Source organism: Lonsdalea quercina subsp. quercina, from assembly GCF_000688695.1.
In the GTDB taxonomy this organism is placed as follows: Bacteria; Pseudomonadota; Gammaproteobacteria; order Enterobacterales; family Enterobacteriaceae; genus Lonsdalea; species Lonsdalea quercina_D.
In genome coordinates, this window is sequence record NZ_JIBQ01000015.1 from 52,919 (window position 1) to 78,559 (window position 25,641).

Sequence of the window (25,641 nt, forward strand, 5' to 3'; positions counted from 1 at the left end):
GGACGCTTCTATGTTGCTACACAATCGGCTGGCCGCCATGTTGATGTTGATGACCGGAACGGTGGGCGCAGCGCAGCTTACGGTAAAATATGGCGATCGCACGTTGGACCCCGTGGTGTTGGAAGACGGCGTTCGCTTGGATAAGTTTTATGAGAAAACGCCGTTCCCCGCCGACGTTAATTGGCAGAATGCGCTAATCACCAACCCGGCGATGACATCGCGCGTGGCCGCGCAAGGCCAGACGCTGCAGGATCACCTCTATCGTCTACAGCTGTGGTGGCGCGATCGCGGTGATGGCGACTACGCCATCGCGGCGTGGTATGTCGCGCAGGCGCTCAAGCAGGTACCTATCGCGGGCCGAATTCCGACGGCGCTTGACCCGGACCGAGTGCGCCTGGACCTTCAGAGCAACCGCCCGCTGGTGGGAGAATATCAGCTCTATCTTGCCCCCTATTCAAAACAGCTGTTCCTGTTCGGACTGATTCGAACAGATATCGATATCGGTACGACCCACGTGTTCAAAGATCTTCCGCTGCGCTCCGGCTGGTCGGTTGAAAACTATATACAGGGCCGACGTTTTCTTCCCGGCGGCGATAAAAACATGGGATATTTGATTTCTGGAACGGGGACGTGGCGCAAGGTGCCGCTGGCGATATGGAATCGTCAACATATCGAACCCGCTGCGGGCGAAACGCTGTTTATTGGCTTTGATCCCGCGATTTTGCCCGAAGAGATGTCCTCTCTCAATGAGCAGATTGCCGATTATCTTGCGAACCGGATCCCACACTAATGGCTAAAAACAATACTTTCAGACTGAATTGCCTCTCTCTGGCGATCGGCAGCGTTTTCAGCACGTCGGCGTTGGCGGATGGGGCAGGCGGCACGGCTCATGAGATGGCCGATGCGACTAACCAGAATCACTATTACCAGCCAGCAGGCGTCTCTCAAACCGACTTTGGCGGCGTAGGGTTGCTGCAAATGCCGACCGCCCGCATGGCCGAAACCGGCGAGTTCAGCGCCAGCTACCGCGATAACGATCAATATCGACGTTACTCCGTCTCATTGCAGTTGCTCGACTGGCTGGAAACCACGGTGCGTTATACCGACATTCGTACCCGGCTTTACAGCGCCGACCCCAACTTCAGTGGCACGCAAACGTATAAAGACAAAGGGTTCGACGTTAAGGCGCGGTTGTGGAAGGAAGACCGCTGGTTGCCCCAGGTTTCTGTTGGACTGCGCGATATCGCGGGAACCGGCTTGTTCGACAGCGAATATCTCGCGGCCAGCAAACGCTGGGGACCGTTCGACCTGACGCTGGGCGTCGGCTGGGGCAATATGGCCCAGAGTGGCAATATCACTAATCCCGCCTGTAAGCTGACGGAGAGCTTCTGCCAGCGCACCAGTTCTACGGAAACCGGGCAGTTCGAGGTGAACAATTTCTTCCACGGCCCGGCGGCGATATTCGGCGGGATTGAGTACCAGACGCCGTGGGATCCGTTACGTCTTAAGCTGGAGTACGACGGCAACAACTACAGCGATGAAGCCGCAGATCGCGGGCGCAGCGAGCGTATCAAGCAGGACTCGCCGATCAACGTGGGCATGGTCTATCGGGTCGGCGATATTCTGGATACGTCGCTCTCCTGGGAACGCGGCAACACGTTGATGTGGGGCTTTACGCTCCGGACCAACTTCAATCAGCTGAGGCCGCATTTCGTGGACGACGCGCCGCCGGTCTACGCGCCGGTCAGCAATCCGCAGGGCGGTACTGACTGGAAGCGCGTGGCGAAGGAGCTGGACGAGAAAGCGGGTCTGGGTCAACCGGATATCTACGCGGACGCGAAACAGGTCACCGTCGTCAGCCCGCAATACAAATATCCGGATAGCGCGGAGTACAGCAGTCGGGCGGCGACCGTCCTCGCCAACCATGTGCCGGACAGCGTCAGCGAATATCACATCGTGAGGGAAAGCCGTCATCTGCCGACCGACAGCACCCGTGTTGACGCGAACGCTTTCCGTCAGCTGCAAACAGCGTCGACCCCGTTAGGGCAGCCGGAGCCGAATGCTTATCATGCTGAGCCGGTCGCGCCGCCACGCGGGCAAGAGGTGTTGCATACCCAGCCCCGGCGGCTGACTTACTCCCTTGCGCCAGCGCTGTCGCAGTCTATCGGTGGGGCCGAATCATTCTATATGTATCAGGTCTCGGCAAACGCTAACGCCGATCTGTACCTCTCCGATCACTGGAGCGTTGGCGGTACGGTCAACGTCAACTTGTTCAACAACTACGACAAGTTCAACTATACGGCTCCGCCTCAGGACACCAAGCTACCGCGCGTCCGCACCTGGATACGTGAATATGTCACCTCCTCTGACGTGTTGCTGACCAATCTTCAGCTGTCGCGCACCGATCATCCGGCGCGGGACTGGTACACGCAGGTTTACGGCGGGTATCTGGAGATGATGTACGCGGGTGTTGGCGGCGAAATGCTGTATCGCCCATACGGCAAAAGCTGGGCGGTCGGGCTGGATGTGAATTACGTCAAGCAACGTGACTGGAACGATACGATGCGTCTCGCGGACTACAGCGTGGCCACCGGCCATCTGACCACCTACTGGGAGCTGCCGTTTATCAAAGGCGGACTGGCGAAGGTCAGCGTCGGTCGCTATCTGGCGGGAGATAAAGGCGTTACCGTCGATCTGTCTCGCCGCTTTGACAGCGGTATTGTTGCGGGCGCCTTTGCGACAAAAACCAACGTCAGCGCCAAAGAGTATGGGGAAGGGAGCTTCACCAAAGGGTTCTATGTCTCCATACCGTTCAATCTCCTCTTCGCCTCGCCGACGACGAATCGTGGTTCGGTAGGTTGGGTGCCGCTGACGCGTGACGGCGGCCAGATGCTAGAGCGTCGCAACGTGCTCTACAACGTCGTCCAACAGCCATAAACCCCAGCCTGGATATGAGCGGCGGAGAAAAGGCGGCAGGGGATCATCCCCCTGCCGCCTTTCTCGTGTTATGGCGTGTCGGCGGCTAAAACCGCTCGCGGACCGCCTGTTTTTAAGGGCTGTAATGTAAGGAAATTGTTTGTTTTGTGGTGATAGAAGGTAAATAGTCTAACCCGTTATTAATAGGCAGGTTTTTAAGAATAGGACGCTTGTTGGCCGGGGGATGGCTTCACTATGATGCAGCGAAACAGTAGTCAGATGAGGTTAAAATGAAACGAGTATTAAAACTGGTAAGTGTACTGGCGCTGCTGACAACCCTGAGCGGATGCATCTTCCCACCCCCGTGGGGCGGCGGTCACGGTGGCGGCGGTGGTCATGGCGGCGGTCATCATTTCCAGGATCCGAGAGGTTAAGAATGTGATAACGCCAGCAGAGGCTGGCGTTAACGTCGAACTGATTCGACACCCGTTTATTCAGGCCAGTGCGTTTGCACTGGCTTTTTTTATGAGCCGTGGCTCCACAGGGTCCGTTTTGTAGTGCGTGACGGCGCCTAGGTTGTCCGCCAACTGCGTGTGCAGGTCATCGAACAACTGATAGCGGCGCTTGTACTGCGCCCGCTTGTTGCTGGGTATTTCCTCCAGCGGTTTACGGGCGATGTGCAGCGGCAGCTGGTACAGGTTGTCGTGCGTTTGGGTCGCGTCCAGCGAGGTCCAGAATTCGTCATAGCTGCAAAACAGTACGCTTCTTTTGCTGCGATGATAGCGTCGGCTCTGATAAACATGACTGCCATCGCCGACGGCCAGCACGCTGCGAATCCCCGCCAGTTCGGCCAACGTCAGCAGGCTTTCAATCAGCATGCGCTTAGGGAATAAGCCGTAGCAGGCTTTCGTCGCTTGCTTGATCAGGTCCCGGGTCGTTTTTTTGCCCTGACCCTGCAGACCGCCAATGACAATGGCGGGTTGCCCCAAGACATTAATGATACTGAACGATAATGAGATTAACGGCGTTTCATCCATCACAATTTGCAGGGTCGTTTCACCCTCCTTGTCATAACGCCACACGCTGCTGACGATGGTGAATTTCTCGCCACCTTTGCCGTAAAATTCAGCCAGTCGGAAGGGCGTTTCGCTCAGAAAGGCATCATGCAGACGTGGCGAAGACAGGCTTTCCACAAAGGTATAATGGTGACAAATCGCTTTAGCGCGCTCAGCCGCATTGAGTCCGACATGCAAATAAGGGCGATGAATTTTCGTAGGCAGGCAGGGATGCGTTTTAATCAATCTCTGCATGCAAGGCATCGAGCATATCCTGCCCAAGAAGTAATAGGTGGGGAACGGCAGCATCAGCGATCGCAACAAAAATTTCGCTTTTATCTTATTCTTAAACTCTATTTTTTCAGAACGAAAATGGCCGCTCAATAGCTGAAAGAACAGCGAAGCTCGGGATAATTTTTTCATATGCTCCACACGATGTTTAACGATTTTTTGTCATATTTTTTCGAAAAATAGGGTGATAGCCTTATTTCATTACCGCAAATATAAAAAAATGTACGGCGGCAAATAATAATAAAGATATAAGCCTATTTTCGGCAGGTAATTAGCACTGAGTAAGGTGAAGTATAAAAGGACTCAGTCATGAATAAATATATTGTGAGTTATAGTCCATTTTCGTTGAGACTTTATTTATGGGATGAGAAATAACAGTGTGATTTTTAGTTTGTTTGGTTTTTATTTAAATTCCATTTATTAGGATGAGGTTAAATGCGCACATTGTTTTTGAACCCCTAAGCGCGCGAAAGACGCGCTGCGCGGCATCTCCACGCCGTTCGCGTACTGGTACGCGAACCGTCACGAGCGAAGCGTCTTGCTCTGGCGCATTCATTCACCCATGGTACGTTTCCCGTCTGACTCATCCCTCGATTTCCTATTTCAATATCGATTAGCTCATCTGATTAGTCATGATTTTTCGATTGCTAACCCCTTAATGAATTGTGGAATTAAGGTTTCTTCATTCGCTGAATATTGGCTTGTTAAATTTTTATGGCAATGGTAATAATTATCATTACAGTCGGTGTCGTCACCTAAAACAATCCTGCGAAAGAAGCGCGAATGTTGGAGTTTTTTATTCATGCAATACGATTATCAAGATTATCTGCAACTTAAAGAGCAGCATCCCAAAAAATACGCGCGTGAACTGGCCCAATTGATGAATATCAGTGAAGCGGAGCTCTCTGACTTGCGTGTGGGTCATGAGGCGCGTCGACTGACCGGCGATCCGCGTCAGATTCTGGCGGCGCTTGAAAGCGTGGGGGAGACAAAATCCATCACGCGGAACGAATATGCCGTGCATGAGCAGGTCGGGTTCTACCGCAATCAACGCATTGGCGGGCACGCGGGAGTGGTGCTGAATCCACGTGGCCTGGACTTGCGCGTGTTCCCCGAGCAGTGGGCGAGCGTATTTTCCTTTATCGAGCAGACCGCGCGCGGCGAGCGCCAAAGTATTCAATTCTATGACCGTCAGGGCGACGCGGTGCTGAAGGTCTACGGCACGGAGCACACCGACTGGACGGCATGGCAGGCCACCGTCGAGCGTTTCACCGCTGCCGAAAATGTCCCGTTGGCGCTCACNCCTTATGCCGCCCCAGCATCCGACGTCGTTGTCGACGCCGCGCGGCTGGAACAAGAGTGGCGGGAGATGCAAGACGTGCATGAATTTTTCCCCCTGCTGAAACGGCACAATTTGACGCGTCAGCAGGCGTTCCGCCACGTAAGTGACGATCTGGCCTGCCTGGTGGACAACCAGGCGCTGGCGACGCTGCTGAATGCGGCGCATCAGGACGGCAACGAAATCATGATCTTTGTCGGCAACCGGGGCTGCGTTCAGATCTTTACCGGCGTGATTGAGAAAGTGGTGCCGATGGACCACTGGCTGAACGTGTTCAACAAGACGTTCACGCTGCATCTGCAGGGCAATACCATTGCGGAAAGCTGGGTCACGCGTAAGCCTACGCGCGACGGTATCGTCACCAGTCTGGAACTGTTCGCCGCCGACGGCACGCAGATTGCGCAGCTGTTTGGTCAGCGTACGGAAGGGCAGCCGGAGCAGGCACAGTGGCGACAGCAGGTGACATCGCTGGTGACGCCGGGAGCCGTAGCATGAAGAAAATCCTTCTGACGCTGGCGCTATGCCTGCCATTCTCGCTACTGGCGGCGACGCGGTTGGTGACGATTGGCGGCGATGTCACGCAAATCGTCTTCGCTCTGCACGCGGGCGACGATGTGATCGCCCGCGACAGCACCAGCCTGCATCCAAAAGAAGCGTTGGCGCTGCCGGATGTCGGCTATATGCGACAGCTGAATGCGGAAGGCGTATTGGCGATGACGCCGACGCTGGTGCTGGCCAGCGCGCTTTCCCAGCCTTCCGCCGCAATGGAGCAGATCGCGAAAAGCGGCGTGAAGGTAGTGACCGTGCCCGCCGGACAGAACGTGGCGAGCATCGCCGCCAAGATCTCGGTTATCGCTCAGGCGTTAGGGAAGGAGAAAGAAGGACAAGCATTGGTGCAGCAGGTGAATCAGCAGCTCGCCGAACTGCCGTCGAAACCCTTGCCCGTCAAGGTCCTGTTCATTCTGAGCCACAGCGGCATGTCGGCGATGGGGGCTGGGCAGAACACGGCGGCGGACGCCGCGATCCGCGCGGCAGGGTTGCAAAATGCGATGCAGGGATTCAACCGTTACCAGCCGTTATCTCAGGAAGGGGTGGTCGCCAGCCAGCCGGACTGGGTGGTCATCAGCAGTCAGGGCGTGAAAACCCTCGGTGGCGAAGCTCAAATCTGGCAGTTGCCCGGTCTGGCGCTGACGCCGGCAGGCCAACACAAACGGCTGCTGGTGGTCGACGACATGGCGATGCTGGGCTTCGATCTGGATACGCCGGCGGCGCTGTTGCGTCTGCGTAACGCGGTGGAAGCGCAGCAGTGAGGTTCAATCCATCGATGACGCTGCTCATTATGGCGGCGTCCGCGGGGCTGCTAACGATTATCGCAGCGAACATCGGCGCTATGCCGATCACGCTGTCGGAACTGATGACGTCGTCGTCGGAGAGCCTGCCGTGGCAGGTCTGGTTGAACATCCGGCTGCCGCGCGTGCTGTTGGCCGTGCTGGTCGGCGTCGCGCTGGCGCTTTCCGGCGCGGCGATGCAGGGGTTATTTCGCAATCCGCTGGCGGATCCGGGATTGCTCGGCGTCAGTAGCGGCGCGGCGCTGGGCGTCGGTCTGTCCGTGGTCGTCCCGGTCGCGCTGCCGGCGGTCATTGCGCTGTACTGGCCGATGTTGGCCGCCTTCGCAGGCGGCGTCGCGATCATGCTGCTGCTGTTTTCGCTCAGTATCTCCGCCACCAGTCCGCTATCCCGCCTGCTGCTGGCGGGGATCGCCATCAACGCGCTGNGCGGCGCGGCGACCGGCGTGCTGTCCTGGATCAGCAACGATCAGCAACTGCGCCAGCTGTCGTTGTGGGGCATGGGGAGTCTGGGACAGGCCCAGTGGTCGTCGGTGACGGTCGTCGCCTCGTTGGTCCTGCCCTGCGCGTGGTGGCTGCAGCGCCTGGCGCGGCAGCTCAACCTGCTTCAATTGGGCGACGAAGAAGCACACTATCTTGGCGTGGACGTTCGCCGGACGCGGCGGCAGATAGTGATCCTAAGCGCCGTACTGGTGGCGGCAGCCGTGGCGGTCAGCGGCATCATTGGGTTTGTCGGTCTGGTGATGCCCCATCTCATTCGGATCACGCTCGGGGCCGATCACCGCTGGTTGCTGCCCGGATCGGCGCTTGGCGGCGCGCTCCTGCTGCTGCTGGCCGATACGCTGGCGCGGACGATGGTGGCTCCGGCGGAAATGCCGGTGGGGCTATTAACCAGTCTGGTGGGCGGCCCGTGGTTTTTATGGCTGATTTTGAGGCACAAACATGGCTGAGACGAGTGAACTGCGCCTGACCGCTCATAACCTCAGCTACCGCTCGGGAAGGCGGCAGCTACTGTCCGACGTGTCGCTGACGTTAACGCCCGGCGAATTGACGACGGTCATCGGCCCTAACGGCGCCGGTAAGTCGACGTTGCTACGCCTGCTGACGGGGTTTTTCTCCCCCCACCAGGGCGAGTGCAGACTCAACGGCCGCCCGTTGGCGGAATGGACGCCGAATGTGCTGGCCCGTCAGCGCGCGGTGATGCGTCAGGACAGCGTGCTGCAGGCCCAGTTTCGGGTGGAAGAGGTTGTCGCGATGGGGCGTTCGCCCTGGCCCTCAGACGCGAATGACCGTGTGTTGGATGAGATTTTGGCGTTGACCGACTGTGAGACGCTGCGCGGCCGGCTTTATCCGCAGCTGTCAGGCGGCGAGCAGCAGAGGGTGCGGCTGGCTCGGTCGCTGGCGCAACTATGGCGGCCTGACGGCATTGCCGGATGGCTGTTTCTGGATGAGCCGACGTCGGCGCTGGATTTGTATCACCAACAGCAGCTGCTCCGGCTGCTGAAAACGCTGACCTCGACGGGAAAGCTGGCGGTGTGCTGCGTATTGCACGATCTGAATCTGGCCTCGTTATGGTCGGATAAGATCGTGCTGCTGCACGAGGGCAGGATCGTCGCGGAAGGCGTGCCGGAGGGCGTTATCACCCAGCCGGCGATTGAACGTTGGTATCAAGCCGACGTCGTTGTCAGTCCTCACCGTGAAACCGCAACGCCGCAGGTGTCGCTACGGCGTTGAATCGGGGAAGGAATAGCGTTTGATTGATGATGGGATGCGATGTGACTCTCAGCGGAAACGCGGGTCTGATCGCGCCCTGATAACTACAAAAATAATGAGCAAAAATACTGCAAAGCAATGACTGAGCAAGAATATAACGATTTCAACATTTGAGGTTTCAGTATGTTCTTGCATACAAAAGAAAAACATCTCTCAGGTCTCATCAGGATTATCCTGACGGGCGTATTGACCAGCACAGCGTGCAATGCGATGGCCGCGCTATCCGATAGCGATAATCAAACGCAGGCAGCCAAGAAAGAGCAGACCACATCTGCCACCCAGGCTGCGGCGGCTACCGCCGCTAAGCCGGAGGACGACAATCCGGGCGAGCAGATGACGGTGATTTCCGCCCCCGTCGATACCAAGGCTGGAAGTCGCGTAACGTTGGACGCCAGTGAAGTGCAGAAAAACGGCGGGAACGATTTCGGCACCATCATGCGCTATCAGCCGCTGGTCAGCGCCACCAGCGCCAGCTCGGGTTCCGGTAACGGCAAGAGCGGGTTCGACCGCTCCGGCTACACCGGCTATAACATTCGCGGTCTCGAAAGCAACCGCGTCGCCATCGACGTGGACGGTATTCCGTTGCCTAATGCGACCGCGCGCAGCTATGCCGGACGCGCCGGGTTGAATACGTTCGGGATCGGCCGTGACTACATCGACCCGTACATGTACGGTCTGGTGATTATCGACCAGGGGGCGACGAGCGTAGAGCGCGCCAATAACGCCATCGGCGGCGCGGTTTCCTTCCGTCCCAAATCGCCGGACCAATACCTGTCGCCGTCGAAACACACGTATTTCGGCTACCAGAGCGACTATGACTCGTCCAACCGCAGCTGGCACAACGGCATCACGGCGGCGGGCGGCGATGAGACGCTGCGGGGTATCGTCGTGATCAGCCGTCGCGACGGGCAGGAAACCCAGAACAACAGCGGCGTGCTTTCCGCTTATCCGATGAACTGGCACTCCACGTCTGTGATGACCTCAGGGATTTGGCAGGCGAACGATCAGAACCGCTTCACCGGTACCTTGGAGTACTACACCAAGACGTCCCATTCCAACTACGACTCATGGGATGCCACGGGAAGTTCGATTTTAGGCAACGCGCAGCAGGACAGCGATACCCGCCGCTGGAGCAGCAGTCTGCGTCATAACTGGACGGCGTCCTCGGTGGATTCATGGATAGACGCTATCGACTCGCGCATCTATTACCAGAACACCAAAACCCAAGACGAAACTTACATGCCGCTGACCGCCAGCAGTATGTATACGGTGAATTCGGACTACAAGGTTGATACCTACGGCGCCGAGACCACCATGATGAAAACTTGGGGCATGCATCAGTTCAGCTGGGGGTTCAATGCCCAGCAATCTGACACCAAACGGCCATTTACCCAGGATCCGGCTCAGACCACCTACTACGCCATCATGCAGCCCGAAGCGGACAGCCGCACGGATACGCTGGGCGGGTTCGTTCAGGACCGTATGGAGATGGACGTCGCGGGCAGAACGTTGGCGATTACGCCAGGGGTGCGCGTCGCCTACCAGCGGACGAAACCACAGAACCTGAGCAGCCTGACCGAAAACAGTTCGGTGCTGACCGAAGACGAGGTGGCGAAGCTCTACGGCACCAACAGCGATACGCAGGTGCTGCCGTCGCTGAGTCTTGAGTATGCGCTGACGCCGCGTCTGACCAGCTACATTCAGTACAAGCGCGGCGCACAATTCCCGGATGCCAGCCAGCTGTACGGATCGTGGGGGCTGGGCTCTTCCTATGCGGGAGCGTCGCAGTATGCGCTGATCGGCAACAACGAGCTGAAAACGGAGACCAGCAACAACTATGAGCTGGGATTGAAAGGGGAAATGACCGAAGGGGTAACCTTCCGCTCAGCGCTGTTCTACAACACGTATAAAAACTTTATCGCCTACACGCGGTATACCCGGGCGAATAACCCTGACAAGTTCTCCAACGTGCCGTCGAATATCAACATTGCCTACCAGTCGGAAAACCGCGACAAAGCCTTTATCTACGGCGCGGAGTTCAGCAGTAAAGTACAGTGGGGAACCTGGTTCGACGCGTTGCAGGGGTTGAGCACCACGCTGGGGGTCGGTTATAGCGAAGGGCAGTCCAAGTCCAGCTATTCCGGCGACAAATATGTCGACCTTGATAGCGTAGCGCCTCTGAAAGCCGTCGTGGGACTGGGCTGGGATGCGCCGGATAACCTCTATGGCGCGGCGCTGACGGCGACGTTCCAGAAAGGCAAACAGGCAACGGCGACCAACCGTGAGACCTACAGCAACACGGGGACGACCATCACCGACTCTACCACCGAGTATATGCGCGTTCCCGGCTATGGTCTGGTGGACCTGACCGCCTACTGGCGCGTCACGCCGACGGTCAAACTCAGCGGCGGCGTTTATAACCTGACCGATCGCAAATATTGGGATTATCTGAGCAGCCGTCAGCTGACCAGCACCAACAACCAGGACGCGTATGACCAGCAGCTCGCGGTTATGCCGGGCAGAACCTTCCAACTGGGCATCAACGTGGATTTCTAAATCGTATTGATCGGCAGGGATTCCTGTCAGCAAACGTAGACTGAAATTCGGTCCCGACCCCGGCGAAAGCCGGGGTTTTTTCGTTTACGCGAAAACAGGGCGTCAACCGAGACGAGGGTTAATTTCATCGGCAGGAGGCGGGCTGCGGGAGAGAAGGAGATGTTCACCGGGAGAGGTTAACAAGGAGCCGTTGGCGGCTCCTTGCTGGTTTTGATGGGGCAGACAGCGCCGCGCGAATTAGCGAAACGGCGGTTCGTCGAACGTGCGCAGCTTGCGGGAGTGCAGTTGGTCAACTTCCGATCGCAGCAGATCGACGGCGCAGATGCCGATCTGCAGGTGCTCGGAAATCGCCCCTTCATAAAAGCGGTTGGCCTGACCGGGCAGTTTGATCTCGCCGTGCAGCGGCTTGTCGGATACGCAGAGCAGGGTGCCGTAAGGCACGCGGAAGCGGTACCCCTGAGCGGCGATGGTCGCGCTTTCCATGTCTACCGCGACGGCACGGCTCAGGTTGAAGCGGCGGGCCGACACGGAGTAGCGCAGTTCCCAGTTTCGGTCGTCCGTCGTGACGACGGTTCCGGTACGCAGGCGTTGTTTCACCTTCTCGCCGGGCATACCGCTGACGGTCTTGGTGGCGTCATACAGCGCCCGTTGCACCTCGGCGATGCTGGGGATCGGAATATCCGGCGGCAGCACGGAGTCCAGCACGTGGTCGTCGCGCAAGTAAGCGTGAGCCAGTACGTAATCACCGATGGACTGACTTTCGCGCAGACCGCCGCAGTGGCCGATCATCAGCCACGCATGCGGACGTAAAACGGCCAGATGATCGCAGATGGTTTTCGCGTTGGACGGTCCGACACCGATATTCACCAGCGTAATCCCGCGACCTTGGCGAGACAGCAGATGATAAGCGGGCATCTGGTGATTCTTCCAGGCCAGATCGGTGCCCGCCTGCTCGGGATTGCGGGTTTCCGCCGTGGTGTAGCTGCCGCCGGCGCAGGACAGCGCATAGTAAGGGCTGTTTTCATCCGCAATTTGTTCGCAGGACCAGCGCACAAACTCATCCACATAGCGGGTGTAGTTGGTGAACAAGACGAAAGGCTGGAAGTGCTCGACCGGCGTGCCGGTGTAGTGTCGGAGGCGCGCCAGCGAAAAGTCGGTTCTTAGCGCATCGAAGTGGGAGAGCGGAAAGTTTTCTTTGGACTGATGAAACAGGCCATCCGCCGTTTCATCGCCGATCTGCGCCAGTTCGGTGGTGGGAAAATACTGCGCCAGCCCGGCGCTCATCGAGCGGTTCAGCCCCAGATTCGCGCCGTCGATGACGTACGGATAGGGAATTTCCTGCTGCGAAGGCACGACTTCAATCACCGCGTCATAGTCGTTTTCCAGAATTTCCAGCTGTTCGGACAGATAGCCGCGGAGGAGGGCGGGGCGGGTGATAGTGGTGCTGTAACAGCCGCCGTGGGTCAGTCGACCATAGGCACGGGTTTTGTTCTCCGAGGGGGCGCGTCCATCCCAGCTGACGCGCAGCTCGGGATAAACAAAAAGACCGTTGGCGCGCGCCGAGGCGTCCGGCAGCGTGCCTTCATCGATAAAAGCGCTGATGGCGGCGCGCAGCGAGGCGACCGCTTCGTCATACAGGGTTTCCAGTTTGTCGAGCGCTTCGGTGGCCGTGAGGCCGGCAGCGGATGCTTTACTCATCTTTTCTCCTTGGTTTGCCGGGCGCAACGGCGTCCGGCGAAATGCGGTGCTGTCATCGTAACGGCAGGTCACGCGGCGCTATGTCATAAACTATGCTAATCCTGATGTATTGAGTCTACACGAGGATTTGCGTCTCTTGTATGCGCACCCGACTTAAGGCTTTGATTTAGGACCCTCACCGCGGAATAGCGAGCCATCGTCGTGAGTTGGTACACAATAACGGTGCGATTTAGTAGGATGTGCCCGCATGAACGCCCTGAGGCGATTCATGGTTTCAGGAAAACGTATGCCTTATAAATCTTTTGTTTCGTTCACACCGCGCGGATTGCGTCGTCTCTTAGGGAAAAACAATCCTTCTGCTCCGGGAAAAACCATGATTGGTTTCCTGGTCGTGAGTTTCATTGTGTTAGCCACGACCAACGGGTGGAACTTCTGGCAGTCCTATCATCGGCAGGTGTTGGAAGTTGAGCAGGATGTCATCAACCTTTCGGTGATATTGTCGCGTCAGGCTGAAGATACCTTTCTGCCGATAGAGCTGGCCATCATCGACACTATGCGTGAGATCCACGGTGATATTAATTCGCTGAGTTCTGAAAAGATCACCTCCGTACTCGAATCTCACCGAGTATTGCTTCCACAAATTATCGGCCTTTATATCTTCGACGAGAAAGGCAACCTGATTGCCTCAACCGGGCAGGGCTCCCGTTTTGTCTACAATGTGTCCAAGCGCAGCTACTTCATCTGGAACAAGAATAGTACCAGCGAGGAGCTGTTTATCGGTCAGCCGCGCATCAGCGTGATCTCGGGGAGATCCGTCATTCCGGTATCGAAGCGCATCAACGGCAAAAACGGCGAGTTTAAAGGCATTTTCCTGGCCTCGGTCGACCCGGGTTACTTCGGCCGTTTTTACAGCTATTTCAGTCTGAATTATGACTCGATTCTGTCTTTGCTGAATATTGACGGCTCCCCGCTGTACGTTTATCCGGATGAACAGAAAATGCTGATCGAGAAATACTCACCGGGCGTGCTGGCGGAAAAGGCGTTGCAAAGCAAATCCGTCGGCGTGGGTACCTGGCATACGCCGTTTGACGGTGAGATGCGCGTGGTGGGTTACGTTAAACTCAAAAGATATCCCCTCATCGCGGCGGCCAGCGTGAATAAAAATGAGCTGCAGCGGCGCTGGATAGCGGACAATATCGCCGCGATAGCCGTCAACTTTTTAGTTCTGGTTTCTCTGGTGCTGTTGGGCACCTTTGTCCTTAAACAGATCCGCATCACGGTGCGCAATAAAGAGATGCTTTCCATGATGCATCGGGAAGTGGAAGACCAGAATCAGGTGCTACAGGAGCTGGCGCTGGTCGATCCGCTGACCCAGTTGGCGAACCGTCGACGATTTGATCTCTATCTTGAACAGTGTCTGACCACGGCAGACGTTGAGGGCAGCGACGTGGCGCTTGCTATGATCGATGTCGATTTTTTCAAACGCTATAACGATACCTATGGCCACATAGAAGGCGACCGCTGTCTGGCTGAAATCGGCCTCATCCTTCGTTCGCTTCCGCTGCCGTCGGGCGCACAGACTGCCCGATACGGCGGAGAGGAGTTTTCGATTATTTTGCCGGGACTTTCCGGCAGGCAGGCGGAGAAAGTGGGTAACGATATGGTTGAGGCGATGAGAATGCGTGCCATCGAGCATTGCGGCTCTCAGCTGCCGCAAAAGATTGTGACGGTCAGTGTCGGTGTTTATTCCTACACGTCCCAACATTCCTGCGATGCACAGCGTTTGAAGGAAGGCGCGGATCAGGCGCTGTATCTGGCCAAGAAAAAAGGGCGCAATCAATGCATTCGACTTTAGGGTTATTCGATGTGCGTGATCTCTTTCGCGTGAAATATAGGCTATCCACTAACACCGGCTAAAAAAACATTATTTTAGCGGAATGATCATTCACAGGGTTTCAATCTGGTGCGGCACATACTTTGTCGCACTTTTTTATTATTTCTTTAAACTTTCCTGATTCGATGATATCTCCACGTATCATGGAGTTTGATGGTTAATTATCCTGATGTTACCACCATCGTTAGATGAATGGCCTGTCAGTTTGCGTTTTGGCGTGATAAGTATTTTTGTTTTAAGGAGTTGTTAAAGATTTAAATAACCTAGTCGATAGGGCCTAGGAATACTGATAATAACCAAGGAATTTTAAATGTACGAACGAATTAAGATTCGGAACGGGCTCTATGCCGTTATCGCTATATTCTTTATATTACTCACCACGCTATGTGTCTTTAGTCTCTATTCTTCTATTCAGAGCAACAGTTCAATTCAAAAAGTGGATACCATTCAGGGCGACCAGGTTATCCCGCTGGCTTCTACCTACACGGATTTACTGAGTGCCCGCCTTCTGTCGATGAATGTTGCCCTCTCTCTTGATAAAAAAGAGAATGCAGATGTCGTAGCGCCCTATTTAAAAAAACTCAATACATACGTCGACAAAGCCAAACTGACGATGACGGACCTGCGTAAAACCCGTGCGCTGACGCCTGAGGGACGCAGACTGCGTGCGGACCTGGACACGGCATTCGATGACTACATCTCTACCGCTATCGATCCGTTAGTGACTGCTCTGAATCAGGGCAATGTCACTTTGTTCTACGGTCAGATCGAACCGCTGGCCGCCGAGAAAGGCGAGGTATTCCGCCAGAAGCTGATGAACTTCATCGACTTCGCACAGAATGTGGGTGATGGGGAAATCAATCACGCAGAAAGCTTCTATAAAACCACCTTGACGATTCTTATCGCCGCATTTGTCGTGGTTCTGCTGCTAAGCATCTGTTCGATTCAGTTTATTCGTACTGTGGTACTGTCGCCGGTGGAACGCGTTCGCCGCTACTTCGGTATGATGGAAAGCGGTTCTCTGGCGCTGGATATCCCGCCGCAGCACGACACTGAAATGGGTAATCTGCTCCAGTCGCTGAAAGATATGCAGGAAGCCTTCCGTCGAATCGTGGCCGATGTGCGTGACTCTTCGGCGGCCGTGGCCTCCGGCGCACAGCAGATTTCCGCGGCTAACCGCGATTTCTCTTCCCGTACGGAAGAGCAGGCGGCATCGGTTGAAGAGACCGCCGCGAGCATGGAACAGCTGACGTCTTCAGTTCATGAAAACTCGGCGAATACTCAACGCGCTATGGCGTTGACCGCGACCGTCGCCGAACTGGCGGAAAAGAATGCCAGCAACTTCGGCAAGCTCATCGCGCGTATCGACGGTATCGCCACCAGCTCGAACAAGATCAACGACATCATCTCCATCATGGACGGTATCTCGTTCCAGACCAACATTCTGGCGTTGAACGCCGCTGTGGAAGCTGCGCGTGCAGGCGAAGCGGGTAAAGGTTTTGCCGTGGTAGCCGCTGAAGTGCGTAGTCTGGCGCAGCGCAGCGCTGGTTCAGCGCGAGAAATCAAAACGCTGATTGAAGAGACCTCGAACGAAGTCTCTCAGGGTTCTAAAGTCGCGTCCGATTCGTCCGCTGATATGAATCTGCTGGTTGGTGAGATTAAGAAGGTTAACGAGTTCATGCAGGAAATTTCCCTGGCGTCTTCCGAACAGGCGAAAGGCATCGAGCAGGTTAACGTGGCTATTACTCAGCTGGAGCAAGTCGCGCAGCAGAATGCGGCGTTGGTCGAAGAGTCCGCTTCCGCCAGCGCATCTCTGAACGACCAGGCGGTCAATTTGGATGAAACGATGGCGTTCTTTAAGCTCGAGCGTCCTACGGCCGCGTTGGGTCATCACACCTTGGATCGTTAAGTTCCGCTACTCGCCCCGGTTTGAATGACGTAAAGGGGCGTTTTCGCAAGCGTATCACCAAGCCCGCCGACATTGTCGGCGGGCTTTCTTGTTTTAAACGTTAGTGCGTTCTGTGCTCAATAGACCTGGCGGCATGGAATTTAAGATGAGGCATGGAGCGCATTGTGGTCAACGTCACGCCCAGCAAGACAAGCGTGGTCGCTGCCAGATGATAGAGATACAGCTGTTCCTGAAGGAACACGGAGGAGAGGATAAACGCGTACACCGGCACCAGATACATGGAAGTGCTGGCTCGCGCCGCGCCAAGCAGGCGCACGATGCGAGAGTAGACGCTGTAGGCGGCGACACCGGCGACCAGCGCCAGAAATAGAATGGCGTATAGCAGATGCAACGAGAGTTCCGGAGTTGCATGCGTCATTCGCCATTCCAGCGGCAGAAAGGGCAGCAGAATGACCGAACTGCCGATAGCAATAATCCACAGCAGCACAAAGGCCGACACGGCAATCGGGCGTTGACGCAGTAGCGCCGTATAACCGGCCCAGGCCGTCGATGCGATAAAAGCAATAATGTCGCCCTGGTTGAACTTCAACTGTAGCAGGTGAGTGACATCCCCTTCGAAAACCACCACACAAATCCCCAGTATGGCGATGCTCGCGCCGACGAAGAAGTTGGCGTGCAGCGGGATGCGCCATACGACGCGCTCAATAACCGAAACCATGATTGGAGAGAGCGAAAACAAAAGAGCGATATGGCCCGCGCTGGTGTGATGCGCCGCGGCATATTGCGGCGCGACGCTGAGCACACCGCCCAGCAAGACGAGCAGCGCCACATCTTTCCCGCGACGGCGGAGCGTCGGCGCAGCCCGGCGCAAGGGGGACAGAATAAAGGGGAAAATCACGAGGGCAGCGATGAGCCATCTCGCGAAAGCCAGCGTCAGCGGAGGGAGTTCGGGGCTGATCCAGCGCGCGACCACCATATTGCCCGAGAACAGCAGCGGAGCCAGCAGGAAGAGTCCTGGAACAAATAACAGCGATGTTTTATTCATCATCTTTCCCTCTTATCACCGGCGAGCATCGTTCTGGAAAAGTGGGGGCGCGATATTCCGTCGTGACGTTAAATTTGTGCCTGAAGGCAACCCTGGGGGTTTCCGCGAGGGCCTGAAGAGAGTCAGCCAGTGGACGAGCTAACCGCTTTTTTCAGTATAGAGGGGCTGCTCGCTAAACTTTTCCTGATTTTTTCTTTATTTATGCATTAATTCGGTAAATATTGATGGGAATAATGAAAATTTCAGCATGCCTATGCTGAGGCGAGGAATCGATGGCGAACAAAGACAAAACGCTGGATATCACCGATAAGCGAATCTTATCGGCATTGCGACGTAACGGCCGCCTGACGGTGGCGGAATTGGCCGAAGAAGTGGGGCTTTCTTCGTCGCCCTGCTGGACGCGCCTCAAACGTCTGGAGTCGACGAAAGCGATCGAAGGATATGTGGCGGTCATCAATGCCAAAGCGGTGGGGGCCTCGGAGGTCTTTTTTATCGAGATCACGCTGGAACATCATGATGATCGCATGCTGGAACAGTTCGGCCAGGCGTTGATGGAGATGCCCGAAGTGCTGGAAGCGCATTTGGTAACGGGAGATTATGACTATCTGGTGAAGATTGTGGTGGCCGACGCCGAGCACTACGAGCGGTTCTTGCGCCAGAAGCTGTACCGCGTCAAAGGGATCCGACAAACTCGCTCGACATTTGCATTACGCACGTTGAAGAGAGAGATATCCGTGGATCCTTTGTTATTGCCCTCGGCAACGTCGTCGTAATCGGAACCGCCGTGAAAGGGCAGCGGTATGGCCGCCCATTCCGGATCGATGAGAACAAATTAGTTGAACAGCAGTCCGCCGTCGATCAGCGGTGCCTGCCCGGTCATGTAGTCGGAGTCAGGGCTTGCAAGGAAGGAAACAAACGCCGCCACATCCTCGGGCGTTTCCGCACGGCCCAACGCGATGCCGTCGACATATTTCTTGTAGGTTGCGCCAATCGGCGCGCCGGTTTCTTCAGCCATACGCTTGTCGATTTCGACCCACATATCCGTGCCCACGACGCCGGGGCAATACGCGTTGACGGTGATACCGAAGCTGGCTAGCTCCTTGGCGGCGGCTTGGGTCAGCGCACGTACGCTAAATTTGGTCGCCGAGTAGACGCCGAGCAGGGCGAATCCTTCGTGACCGGCGATGGAAGAGGCATTGATGATTTTACCTTTCTGCTTACGCGCCTTAAATTTCGTTGCGGCCGCCTGAATTCCCCACAGCGTGCCTTGCACGTTGATCTGGAAAATTTTCTCCACGTCTTCTTTGGTCACGCTGAGCAGATTTTTCGTCTGACTGATGCCGGCGTTATTGACGATGATATCGAAGCCTTTCAGCTCTTTCTCTGCGAAATCTACGGCGGCGAACACCTCCTCGCGCACGCTGATATCGGCCTTGAAGGTCGTGGCCTTACGGCCCAATGCGCGGATCTCTTCCGCGACGGATTTGATTTTGTCATCCTTGACATCGACCAATGCGATATCCGCGCCGTCTTTCGCCAGACGCAGTGCAATCCCACGACCAATACCTTGTCCGGCGCCGGTAACCAGCGCGACTTTTCCTGATAAAGACATAATCAACTCCTTCGGATGAAATAGTTCGGATACTGTAAGTTTAGACGCATATCATCACCGTTCGTTGTTTTTGTATTTTATTGTTTTTTAATGATTTTACTTGGATTCATCTTTTGGCTGAGATTTCGTGCTGTCATGTGGGAGTCTGGCGTAATAATGCACTGGCATGATTCTATTTCAGGGTAAAATTGAGGATGTTTGAGGGGGAATGTCCGCTCTTGGCAACGCGAACAAAAAGTGTGACAGGTCTTTCTGAATTTTTTTGTTCGCTCACCGTTTGGCGTGCGTCGCCAGCGCTCGCTAGCGAGAGAGGGGAAGCGTGTCGCAAAGTCAGCGCATTACGATGGCTGGTCATCATAAGAAGCATCATGGTTTCGCCATCGCTCCGTAGTTTAAGCCAGGCAGTATATCTAGAAATCCCGACAGCGGGATGTCCGAGTCTCCGAACATGATGATTTCAACCCTGCCGCGTCCACGAATTCGCCCCTAAATCGTCATGCTGAGCATCAATTCATGAGCACGGCGTTGAACTATATTCAACCGAGCGGTAACAGCGGGCAACGCCGACTCGATGACGGGATGCGGCCAGCCTTTACAAGGTCGGACCACCGCTGTACATTAATGATAATTAGCAAAAACAGACTGTACGGTTCAGTTTTGCACCGATTTTTTTTCGCTGTCAAGAACATGGCGACATACCAATGTCGTTATTGCAGGTGAGATAATGAAAGTACGGACTCAGGCCCGTCGTGAATCTATCATCAGCGCCGCGGCCCAACTCTTCCAGGAGATGGGCTATGAACGTGCGTCGATGAATGAACTGGCGAAGCGCCTAGGAGGCTCGAAAGCCACTCTCTACAGCTACTTCCCTTCGAAAGAAGCACTGTTCATCGCGGTGGTGCGTGCTCATGCAACGATGCATCTGTCAGACGCTGTTGCCGAGTTGGCGGAAAGAATTGAAACGAACATCTCCTTTGATGACATTTTGATGCGATTCGGCGAACGCATGCTGGCGGTGCTCACTAACGACAGCAGCGCGCTGGCCGTCTATCGCATGGTGGTGGCGGAAGCAGGGCGCTCGAATATCGGTATGTTGTTTTACGAATCCGGTCCCAGCGAGTGTTTGGATGTGCTGTCCACTGTGATGGCGGCCGCAATGGAACAAGGCGAAATGCATCAGGATGATCCCCATCTCCGCGCGCTACAGTTTCTGGCGTTAGTCACGGCTGAAACGGAGATACGCATTTTCCAATGTGACCCTGAACCGTTCAGCACCGAGGAAATTCGTCAACTGACTCGACGGGCGGTCGATATGTTTCTGATGGGGGCCGGTCCGCGCTAGCAGTCTTATTTGCAGATAACTCACTTTACTGCCGAGATTCATCATCACCCTGTTGAATCCCGGCAATTTTTATTGTTGCCTTTACCTACCGTATTAATCACGAATGAAATATCTTGACGCTATTCAGTCTTCGATAAAACAGACCTGGCTATAAAGATATAGGCCGTCCCGCCGTTATTCTATTTCTGTAACCGGAATCGGCGTTAATGTAATCCATGAGTCTAAGCTCATAAACGCTCTCTTTGGCGATGGTATGTTAAGAAGTGGTAGAAAGGCTATGGTAATATCAGCCGCCGGGTTTTCGATGTTGACGGACATCGCTTTGACACAGGGGCAATCTCCTGGTGCTTTAACGCTAGCGGCATCAATGGCATTATATTTTTTATATTGCTTCTTCTTATGACTTAATGTAGAGAAGGTCTATGCATCTGTCTCATATTATTTCTATTTATCTAACATGAGCCGTGCGATGAAATAAAAACAACCGATAGACCCTGAAAAACAGACGTGAGATGAATTGATCTGCTCCGGAATGTAACTCAAAGTATAAAGTATTTTTACCATTATCTTTTGACCTCAAAAAATAAAGAAATCGCATCGACGCGGTCAATGCGATACGGGCTTTTTTACCTCAAAGGAAAAAAGAGGAAAACCCGAGGGATTTACTCGGAATAATTGGATTTAAGTCGTGTTGTAGGGTGTGGCTATTGTTACCCAAAAGAAAACTTAAGAATGAACGTAAAAATAGACAGATAGTGGAAATGATTTATCCATAGCCCCCTTGTTTTGTTGGCAGGGATGAACTTCATTAAAAGAGGATGCGTGTCTGAATTGTCATAAAATAACTACCATAATGTTATTATAAATAGGCGCAATATAAGACAAAAGATAAGACATGCTAAATAAAAAAGAGGTCTTAATTTTAAAGCCCATAGAAATTAGGTGGTCGTTTACAAGTAATTAACAGGAATAGGAAAACGATAATTCGTTATCAGAATGGGTTCTGATTCTGAAAGGAATATCGCCTGACGGCCTACGCCGGGCCAACCTGATGTGCTGGGCAGGAACCTGCTCTACGAGGCGACTGACAGATATGCGGCGCGTGTATGAATGGCGCTGAAATCCAGTGATGGCGGCACTTGTGGGGTAATTTGATCATGAGGTTTGGCGCTTGAAATCGGTCTTAAAAAAGGCGGGGTAAAATTCCGTATTGTTAAGAAAATTCTTGGTAAGGGGTAATTTCTGAAAAAATTCTGAAATAATGTGACCGATGTTCATTCTTTTTATTCGGTGTTATACTTCTTAAAAATCCTAAACGAGAGATATAAATCTATGGCATCGCCTGTTTTATGCTAATGGCGATTTATGGCTAGTTGTGACTAAAGTTGGAGGTAATAAAGAAACAATGGATTATGTGTTTTTTCTCGAAGATGAAATAATAACTTATTCGCTTCAAAAAATAATTCGTAGTAAGATTATGACCACGGCCGACATGAGCTATGTCGCTACGGATGTGAGTGATTTGATGCGATATCCCAATAGAGAGGTCAGTAAGGTTTTTTTTATCGGAACGTCAAACGAATGTCCGATAACAGCATCTCTTGTCGACGTGATAAAGTTTATCAATAAGGAAAATAGAATTATTCTCTTTAAAAACAACGCATCGTGCTATAACTTAAATTATCAGAAATGCGACTCGGTTATCGGACTGAAAAGTCCCATTGCTGAGATAGTCTCTTCGATAAAGAATGCCACTCAATCACCACTCTATTCTAACACTGAGCCTAAACCAAGGAGACTGTCGTCCAGGGAAATGTTTGTTCTTGAGCAACTTGCTACAGGGAAATCGAATAAAGAAGTTTCCACGATGCTGTGCCTGAGTGAGAAAACTATCAGCAGTCATAAGAAAAATATTCTTAGAAAACTTAACGCAAAAAATATTATTGAAGCCGTAAATCGCATATAAACAAATCATCTTCATATCGTATACACACTCAGAACATTATTTCAAAATAGCTGTTTTATTTTTTAATTTAAAAAACTTTTCATTATATTAAATGGTTTTCCCCGTTAACAATGGGTGAAATTCTTTTCTATACCCTGAAGGAAAACAAAATTCTATTCACTGAGATAATATTTTGGCATCAACGCTATGAATTCAGGTTGTTTTCGAATGCGATGAATATGTTAAAAATAATAGTCAAAGGGAATACGGCACACACACTCCAGTCTTATTGTTACTAATTGTTTCTTTAGGTAAGCGATTGGCAGAGTGATGTAATAACCCGTGATTAAGGTAAAAAATACCGAGCATAGAGGGGGCTATGCTCCATCATGGTTGTCTCCGACTTACTCGCTTTGCAGCCCCATGACATTGCCTGTTCCTCTGCACGCCAAACAAAATGAGTTTCTCGCCCCTGCTCTGAGACATTCCTTTTGCTACTGCTACTGCTACTGCTACTGCTACTGCTACTGCTACTGCCGGCGTGACCCGAGCGATATCTGCCTCGCCGACTTAAAGATGCTGACCTGAATCGATTTACCTTCCCTAAAGGTGGGATGCGGCATAACGCCGCGAAGTCGTGAGCGGTCAAAACCTTTCACCCGTAAAACAGTGATGCCCCTCCGCCACTGAGGTGAATTTCTCTTTCCGTGAGGGTGTATGCCATCTTCATGGTTCAACTTCGTCGACTATTCCATTATTCGCGGTATGCTGAACACGGCGATGGCGTGCTTACGCATGGGGCTCGCCACTGCCACGCGCAATACACAGACTGTAAAATCATCAGCGCTATTCCCCTCATGAAAGATAAAAACGGAGACTGTAGCAGTGAAGAAAATGACCTCCCTACTTCTGGCAGGGTGCCTGTTCACTCTGGGGTCCGCCTGGGCGGAACAGACCACGGTGCGTTTTGGGTTGGAAGCCCTATATCCGCCGTTTGAATATAAAACGCCGGAGGGCGATCTGGCCGGTTTTGACGTGGATCTGGGCAATGCGGTTTGCAAAGCGGCCAAAGTGCAATGCACCTGGACCGAAGCCTCCTTCGACGGCCTGATACCGGCGCTGCAGGCGCGTAAATTCGATGTGATTAACTCGGCCATGAATGTGACCGAAAAACGACGTCAGGCGATTGATTTTACCGATGTGATTTATCACATTCCCAGCTTGCTGATCGCCCGTGCGGACAGTGGACTGTTGCCGACGGTCGCGTCGTTGCGCGGAAAACAGGTCGGGGTATTGCAGTCCTCAGTGCAGGAAAGCTACGCCAATGCGCACTGGGCGCCAAAAGGTGTGAACGTGGTCGCTTATCAGGACCAGGATCAGGTTTATCAGGATCTGGAGGCCGGTCGTCTGGATGCCACGCTGGTGATGGCGGCGGCAGGGCAGAGCGGTTTTTTGTCGCAGCCGATGGGTAAAGGCTTTGCCTTCGTGGGCGGCGCAGTAGAAGACGAAAGCATTCTGGGTCGCGGCATCGCCTTCGGCCTGCGCAAAGGCGATGACGCTCTTCGTCAGCGTTTAAATACGGCGATTGCTGAAGTGAAAGCCAAAGGTACGATTAACGAATTGTCTAAAAAATACTTTGGTGGACTGGACGTCACCGCCAAGTAGCAAGCTCCTGAGGAGCCGGGCGTGAGCGCCCGGCTCCGACGCGTTCCAGACTACGTCTTCGGCGCACTACCGCACCTGACATAAACGCCGCGCGCCTTCGCGCAGCGTTTCATCATCTTTCGAAAAGCTCAACCGTATCAGTCCGGTGTCAGCGCCTTCGCTATAAAACGCCGATAGCGGGATGGTGGCGACCTTATAGTCCCGAATCAGCCTGAGGACGAAATCGTCATCGCTCAGATTGCTGAACCCCTGGAAACGTGCCAGCAGGAAGAAACTGCCGCGGCTGGGCAGCAGTTCGAACGGGGACGATTGCAGCGCTTCCACCAACAGGTCTCGCTTATGCTGATAGAATTCGGCCAATCCCAAATAGCTCTGCGGATCCGCCATCATGGCGGCGAACGCATATTGCATCGGCGTATCCGCCGAAAACACCATAAACTGGTGCACTTTCCGAATTTCATCCATCAGCGCTTTCGGCGCCAGACAGTAGCCCACGCGCCAGCCGGTGACGTGATAGGTTTTCCCGAACGATGAAACGATCACGCTGCGTTCCGCCAGCGCCGGATGACGCGCCATACCGTGATGAATCCCCTTATCGAAGACCATGTGCTCATACACTTCATCAGACAGGATGGCGATAGGGGTGCCGCGGGTCAGCGCGGTCAGTCGCTCAATGTCGTGATCGTCGAAGACCATCCCGGTGGGGTTATGCGGGCTATTGACGATGATCATTCGGGTGCGGGGATTGATGGCCGCCGCCACTTCATCCCAGTCGATACGCAGATCGCTCAGAGACAGTTTGATGGGGATCGCCGTGGCGCCCTGCAGCCGAACAATCGGCGCATAGCTGTCAAACGCCGGTTCGAAATAGATCACCTCGTCGCCTGGATGCACCAGCGCGCTGATGGCGGAGTAAAGTCCCTCGCTGGCGCTGGCCATGATCGTAATCTCCGTATCGGCGTCGTAACGGGCGCCGTACAGTCGCTCGGTTTTCTCCGCCAGCGCGTGGCGCAATGCGTCCAGACCGGTCATGGACGCGTATTGATTATGTCCTTCACGCATGGCTTGGGAAACGGCGTCGATCAACTGAGGCGCACAGGCGAAGTTGGGCGCGCCCTGCGACAGATTCAGCGCATTATGCTCGGCGCTCAGTTGGCCGATCACGGTGAAAATGGTGGTGCCGACATCCGGCAGCTTGGAACGGGTGGCGCATGCGCTCTGCATGGATTGCTCCTGATTGTCATCGAGAATAGGG

General features: G+C 54.1%; 19 protein-coding genes. 14 read left to right on the forward strand and 5 right to left on the reverse strand.

The genetic code is table 11. The features are described from left to right. The first annotated feature begins 10 nt into the window (after positions 1-10). The 3 genes from SB13_RS14105 to SB13_RS17935 all read left to right on the forward strand — a co-directional run bounded on the left by SB13_RS14105 (position 11) and on the right by SB13_RS17935 (position 3,350). Positions 11-790 (forward strand): capsule biosynthesis GfcC family protein, encoded by a 780-nt coding sequence (locus SB13_RS14105; protein ID WP_026740970.1) that lies wholly within the window; start codon positions 11-13, stop codon positions 788-790. Continuing rightward, positions 790-2,937, forward strand: coding sequence for a YjbH domain-containing protein (locus SB13_RS14110; protein ID WP_026740971.1), 2,148 nt, complete (start codon positions 790-792; stop codon positions 2,935-2,937). Before SB13_RS14105 ends, SB13_RS14110 begins: the two co-directional genes overlap by 1 nt. 269 nt (positions 2,938-3,206) lie before the next feature. Next, positions 3,207-3,350: a hypothetical protein gene (locus SB13_RS17935; RefSeq protein WP_200873537.1), complete on the forward strand. Its 144-nt coding sequence runs from the start codon at positions 3,207-3,209 to the stop codon at positions 3,348-3,350. Between the two features lie 60 nt (positions 3,351-3,410). On the opposite strand, the gene SB13_RS14115 is transcribed toward SB13_RS17935, so the two are convergent. After that, on the reverse strand, positions 3,411-4,394 hold the full coding sequence (locus SB13_RS14115) for a VirK/YbjX family protein (protein ID WP_072000260.1): 984 nt from the start codon (positions 4,392-4,394) through the stop codon (positions 3,411-3,413). Between the two features lie 670 nt (positions 4,395-5,064). Between SB13_RS14115 and SB13_RS14120 the strand changes: the two genes are divergently transcribed. The 5 genes from SB13_RS14120 (at position 5,065) to SB13_RS14140 (ending at position 11,276) form a co-directional block, all read left to right on the forward strand. After that, entirely contained in the window at positions 5,065-6,096 is a 1,032-nt protein-coding gene (locus SB13_RS14120) for a hemin-degrading factor (RefSeq protein ID WP_026740972.1), read from the forward strand. Then, positions 6,093-6,911 carry a heme/hemin ABC transporter substrate-binding protein gene (locus SB13_RS14125; RefSeq protein ID WP_026740973.1) on the forward strand — a complete coding sequence of 273 codons (819 nt, stop codon included), beginning with the start codon at positions 6,093-6,095 and terminating at the stop codon, positions 6,909-6,911. The genes SB13_RS14120 and SB13_RS14125 overlap by 4 nt, the downstream gene beginning before the upstream one ends. A 14-nt stretch (positions 6,912-6,925) precedes the next feature. Next, positions 6,926-7,897, forward strand: a complete 972-nt coding sequence (locus SB13_RS14130; protein WP_036151809.1) for a FecCD family ABC transporter permease — start codon at positions 6,926-6,928, stop codon at positions 7,895-7,897. Beyond that, positions 7,890-8,681 (forward strand): heme ABC transporter ATP-binding protein, encoded by a 792-nt coding sequence (locus SB13_RS14135; RefSeq protein WP_026740975.1) that lies wholly within the window; start codon positions 7,890-7,892, stop codon positions 8,679-8,681. Before SB13_RS14130 ends, SB13_RS14135 begins: the two co-directional genes overlap by 8 nt. A 162-nt stretch (positions 8,682-8,843) precedes the next feature. Further along, entirely contained in the window at positions 8,844-11,276 is a 2,433-nt protein-coding gene (locus SB13_RS14140) for a TonB-dependent receptor domain-containing protein (RefSeq protein WP_026740976.1), read from the forward strand. A 237-nt stretch (positions 11,277-11,513) separates the two neighbouring features. On the opposite strand, the gene SB13_RS14145 is transcribed toward SB13_RS14140, so the two are convergent. Continuing rightward, on the reverse strand, positions 11,514-12,974 hold the full coding sequence (locus tag SB13_RS14145) for an AMP nucleosidase (protein ID WP_026740977.1): 1,461 nt from the start codon (positions 12,972-12,974) through the stop codon (positions 11,514-11,516). 286 nt (positions 12,975-13,260) lie between these two features. Between SB13_RS14145 and SB13_RS14150 the strand changes: the two genes are divergently transcribed. Together SB13_RS14150 and SB13_RS14155 are read left to right on the forward strand one after the other, a co-directional pair. Beyond that, positions 13,261-14,829 (forward strand): sensor domain-containing diguanylate cyclase, encoded by a 1,569-nt coding sequence (locus tag SB13_RS14150; RefSeq protein WP_026740978.1) that lies wholly within the window; start codon positions 13,261-13,263, stop codon positions 14,827-14,829. Between the two features lie 349 nt (positions 14,830-15,178). After that, positions 15,179-16,777 (forward strand): methyl-accepting chemotaxis protein, encoded by a 1,599-nt coding sequence (locus SB13_RS14155; RefSeq protein WP_026740979.1) that lies wholly within the window; start codon positions 15,179-15,181, stop codon positions 16,775-16,777. Between the two features lie 100 nt (positions 16,778-16,877). On the opposite strand, the gene SB13_RS14160 is transcribed toward SB13_RS14155, so the two are convergent. Next, on the reverse strand, positions 16,878-17,825 hold the full coding sequence (locus tag SB13_RS14160) for a DMT family transporter (protein WP_051616320.1): 948 nt from the start codon (positions 17,823-17,825) through the stop codon (positions 16,878-16,880). A gap of 269 nt (positions 17,826-18,094) precedes the next feature. Between SB13_RS14160 and SB13_RS14165 the strand changes: the two genes are divergently transcribed. Continuing rightward, on the forward strand, positions 18,095-18,595 hold the full coding sequence (locus SB13_RS14165; protein WP_026740981.1) for an Lrp/AsnC family transcriptional regulator: 501 nt from the start codon (positions 18,095-18,097) through the stop codon (positions 18,593-18,595). Positions 18,596-18,654: 59 nt separating this feature from the next. Here SB13_RS14165 and SB13_RS14170 read toward each other — a convergent pair whose 3' ends face one another. Beyond that, positions 18,655-19,434, reverse strand: a complete 780-nt coding sequence (locus tag SB13_RS14170; protein ID WP_026740982.1) for an acetoin reductase — start codon at positions 19,432-19,434, stop codon at positions 18,655-18,657. Between the two features lie 724 nt (positions 19,435-20,158). Between SB13_RS14170 and SB13_RS14175 the strand changes: the two genes are divergently transcribed. From SB13_RS14175 to SB13_RS14185, 3 genes are all read left to right on the forward strand, one after another. Continuing rightward, positions 20,159-20,776 (forward strand): TetR/AcrR family transcriptional regulator, encoded by a 618-nt coding sequence (locus tag SB13_RS14175; RefSeq protein ID WP_026740983.1) that lies wholly within the window; start codon positions 20,159-20,161, stop codon positions 20,774-20,776. Positions 20,777-22,151: 1,375 nt separating this feature from the next. After that, complete coding sequence (locus SB13_RS17070) at positions 22,152-22,742, forward strand: helix-turn-helix domain-containing protein (RefSeq protein ID WP_152545783.1); 591 nt, start codon at positions 22,152-22,154, stop codon at positions 22,740-22,742. Between the two features lie 864 nt (positions 22,743-23,606). Further along, entirely contained in the window at positions 23,607-24,386 is a 780-nt protein-coding gene (locus SB13_RS14185; protein WP_026740985.1) for an ABC transporter substrate-binding protein, read from the forward strand. Positions 24,387-24,452: 66 nt separating this feature from the next. On the opposite strand, the gene SB13_RS14190 is transcribed toward SB13_RS14185, so the two are convergent. Further along, the gene (locus SB13_RS14190; RefSeq protein WP_026740986.1) at positions 24,453-25,610 is read right to left on the reverse strand and encodes a methionine aminotransferase; all 1,158 of its coding nucleotides are present in this window, start codon (positions 25,608-25,610) and stop codon (positions 24,453-24,455) included. Positions 25,611-25,641 lie beyond the last annotated feature (31 nt).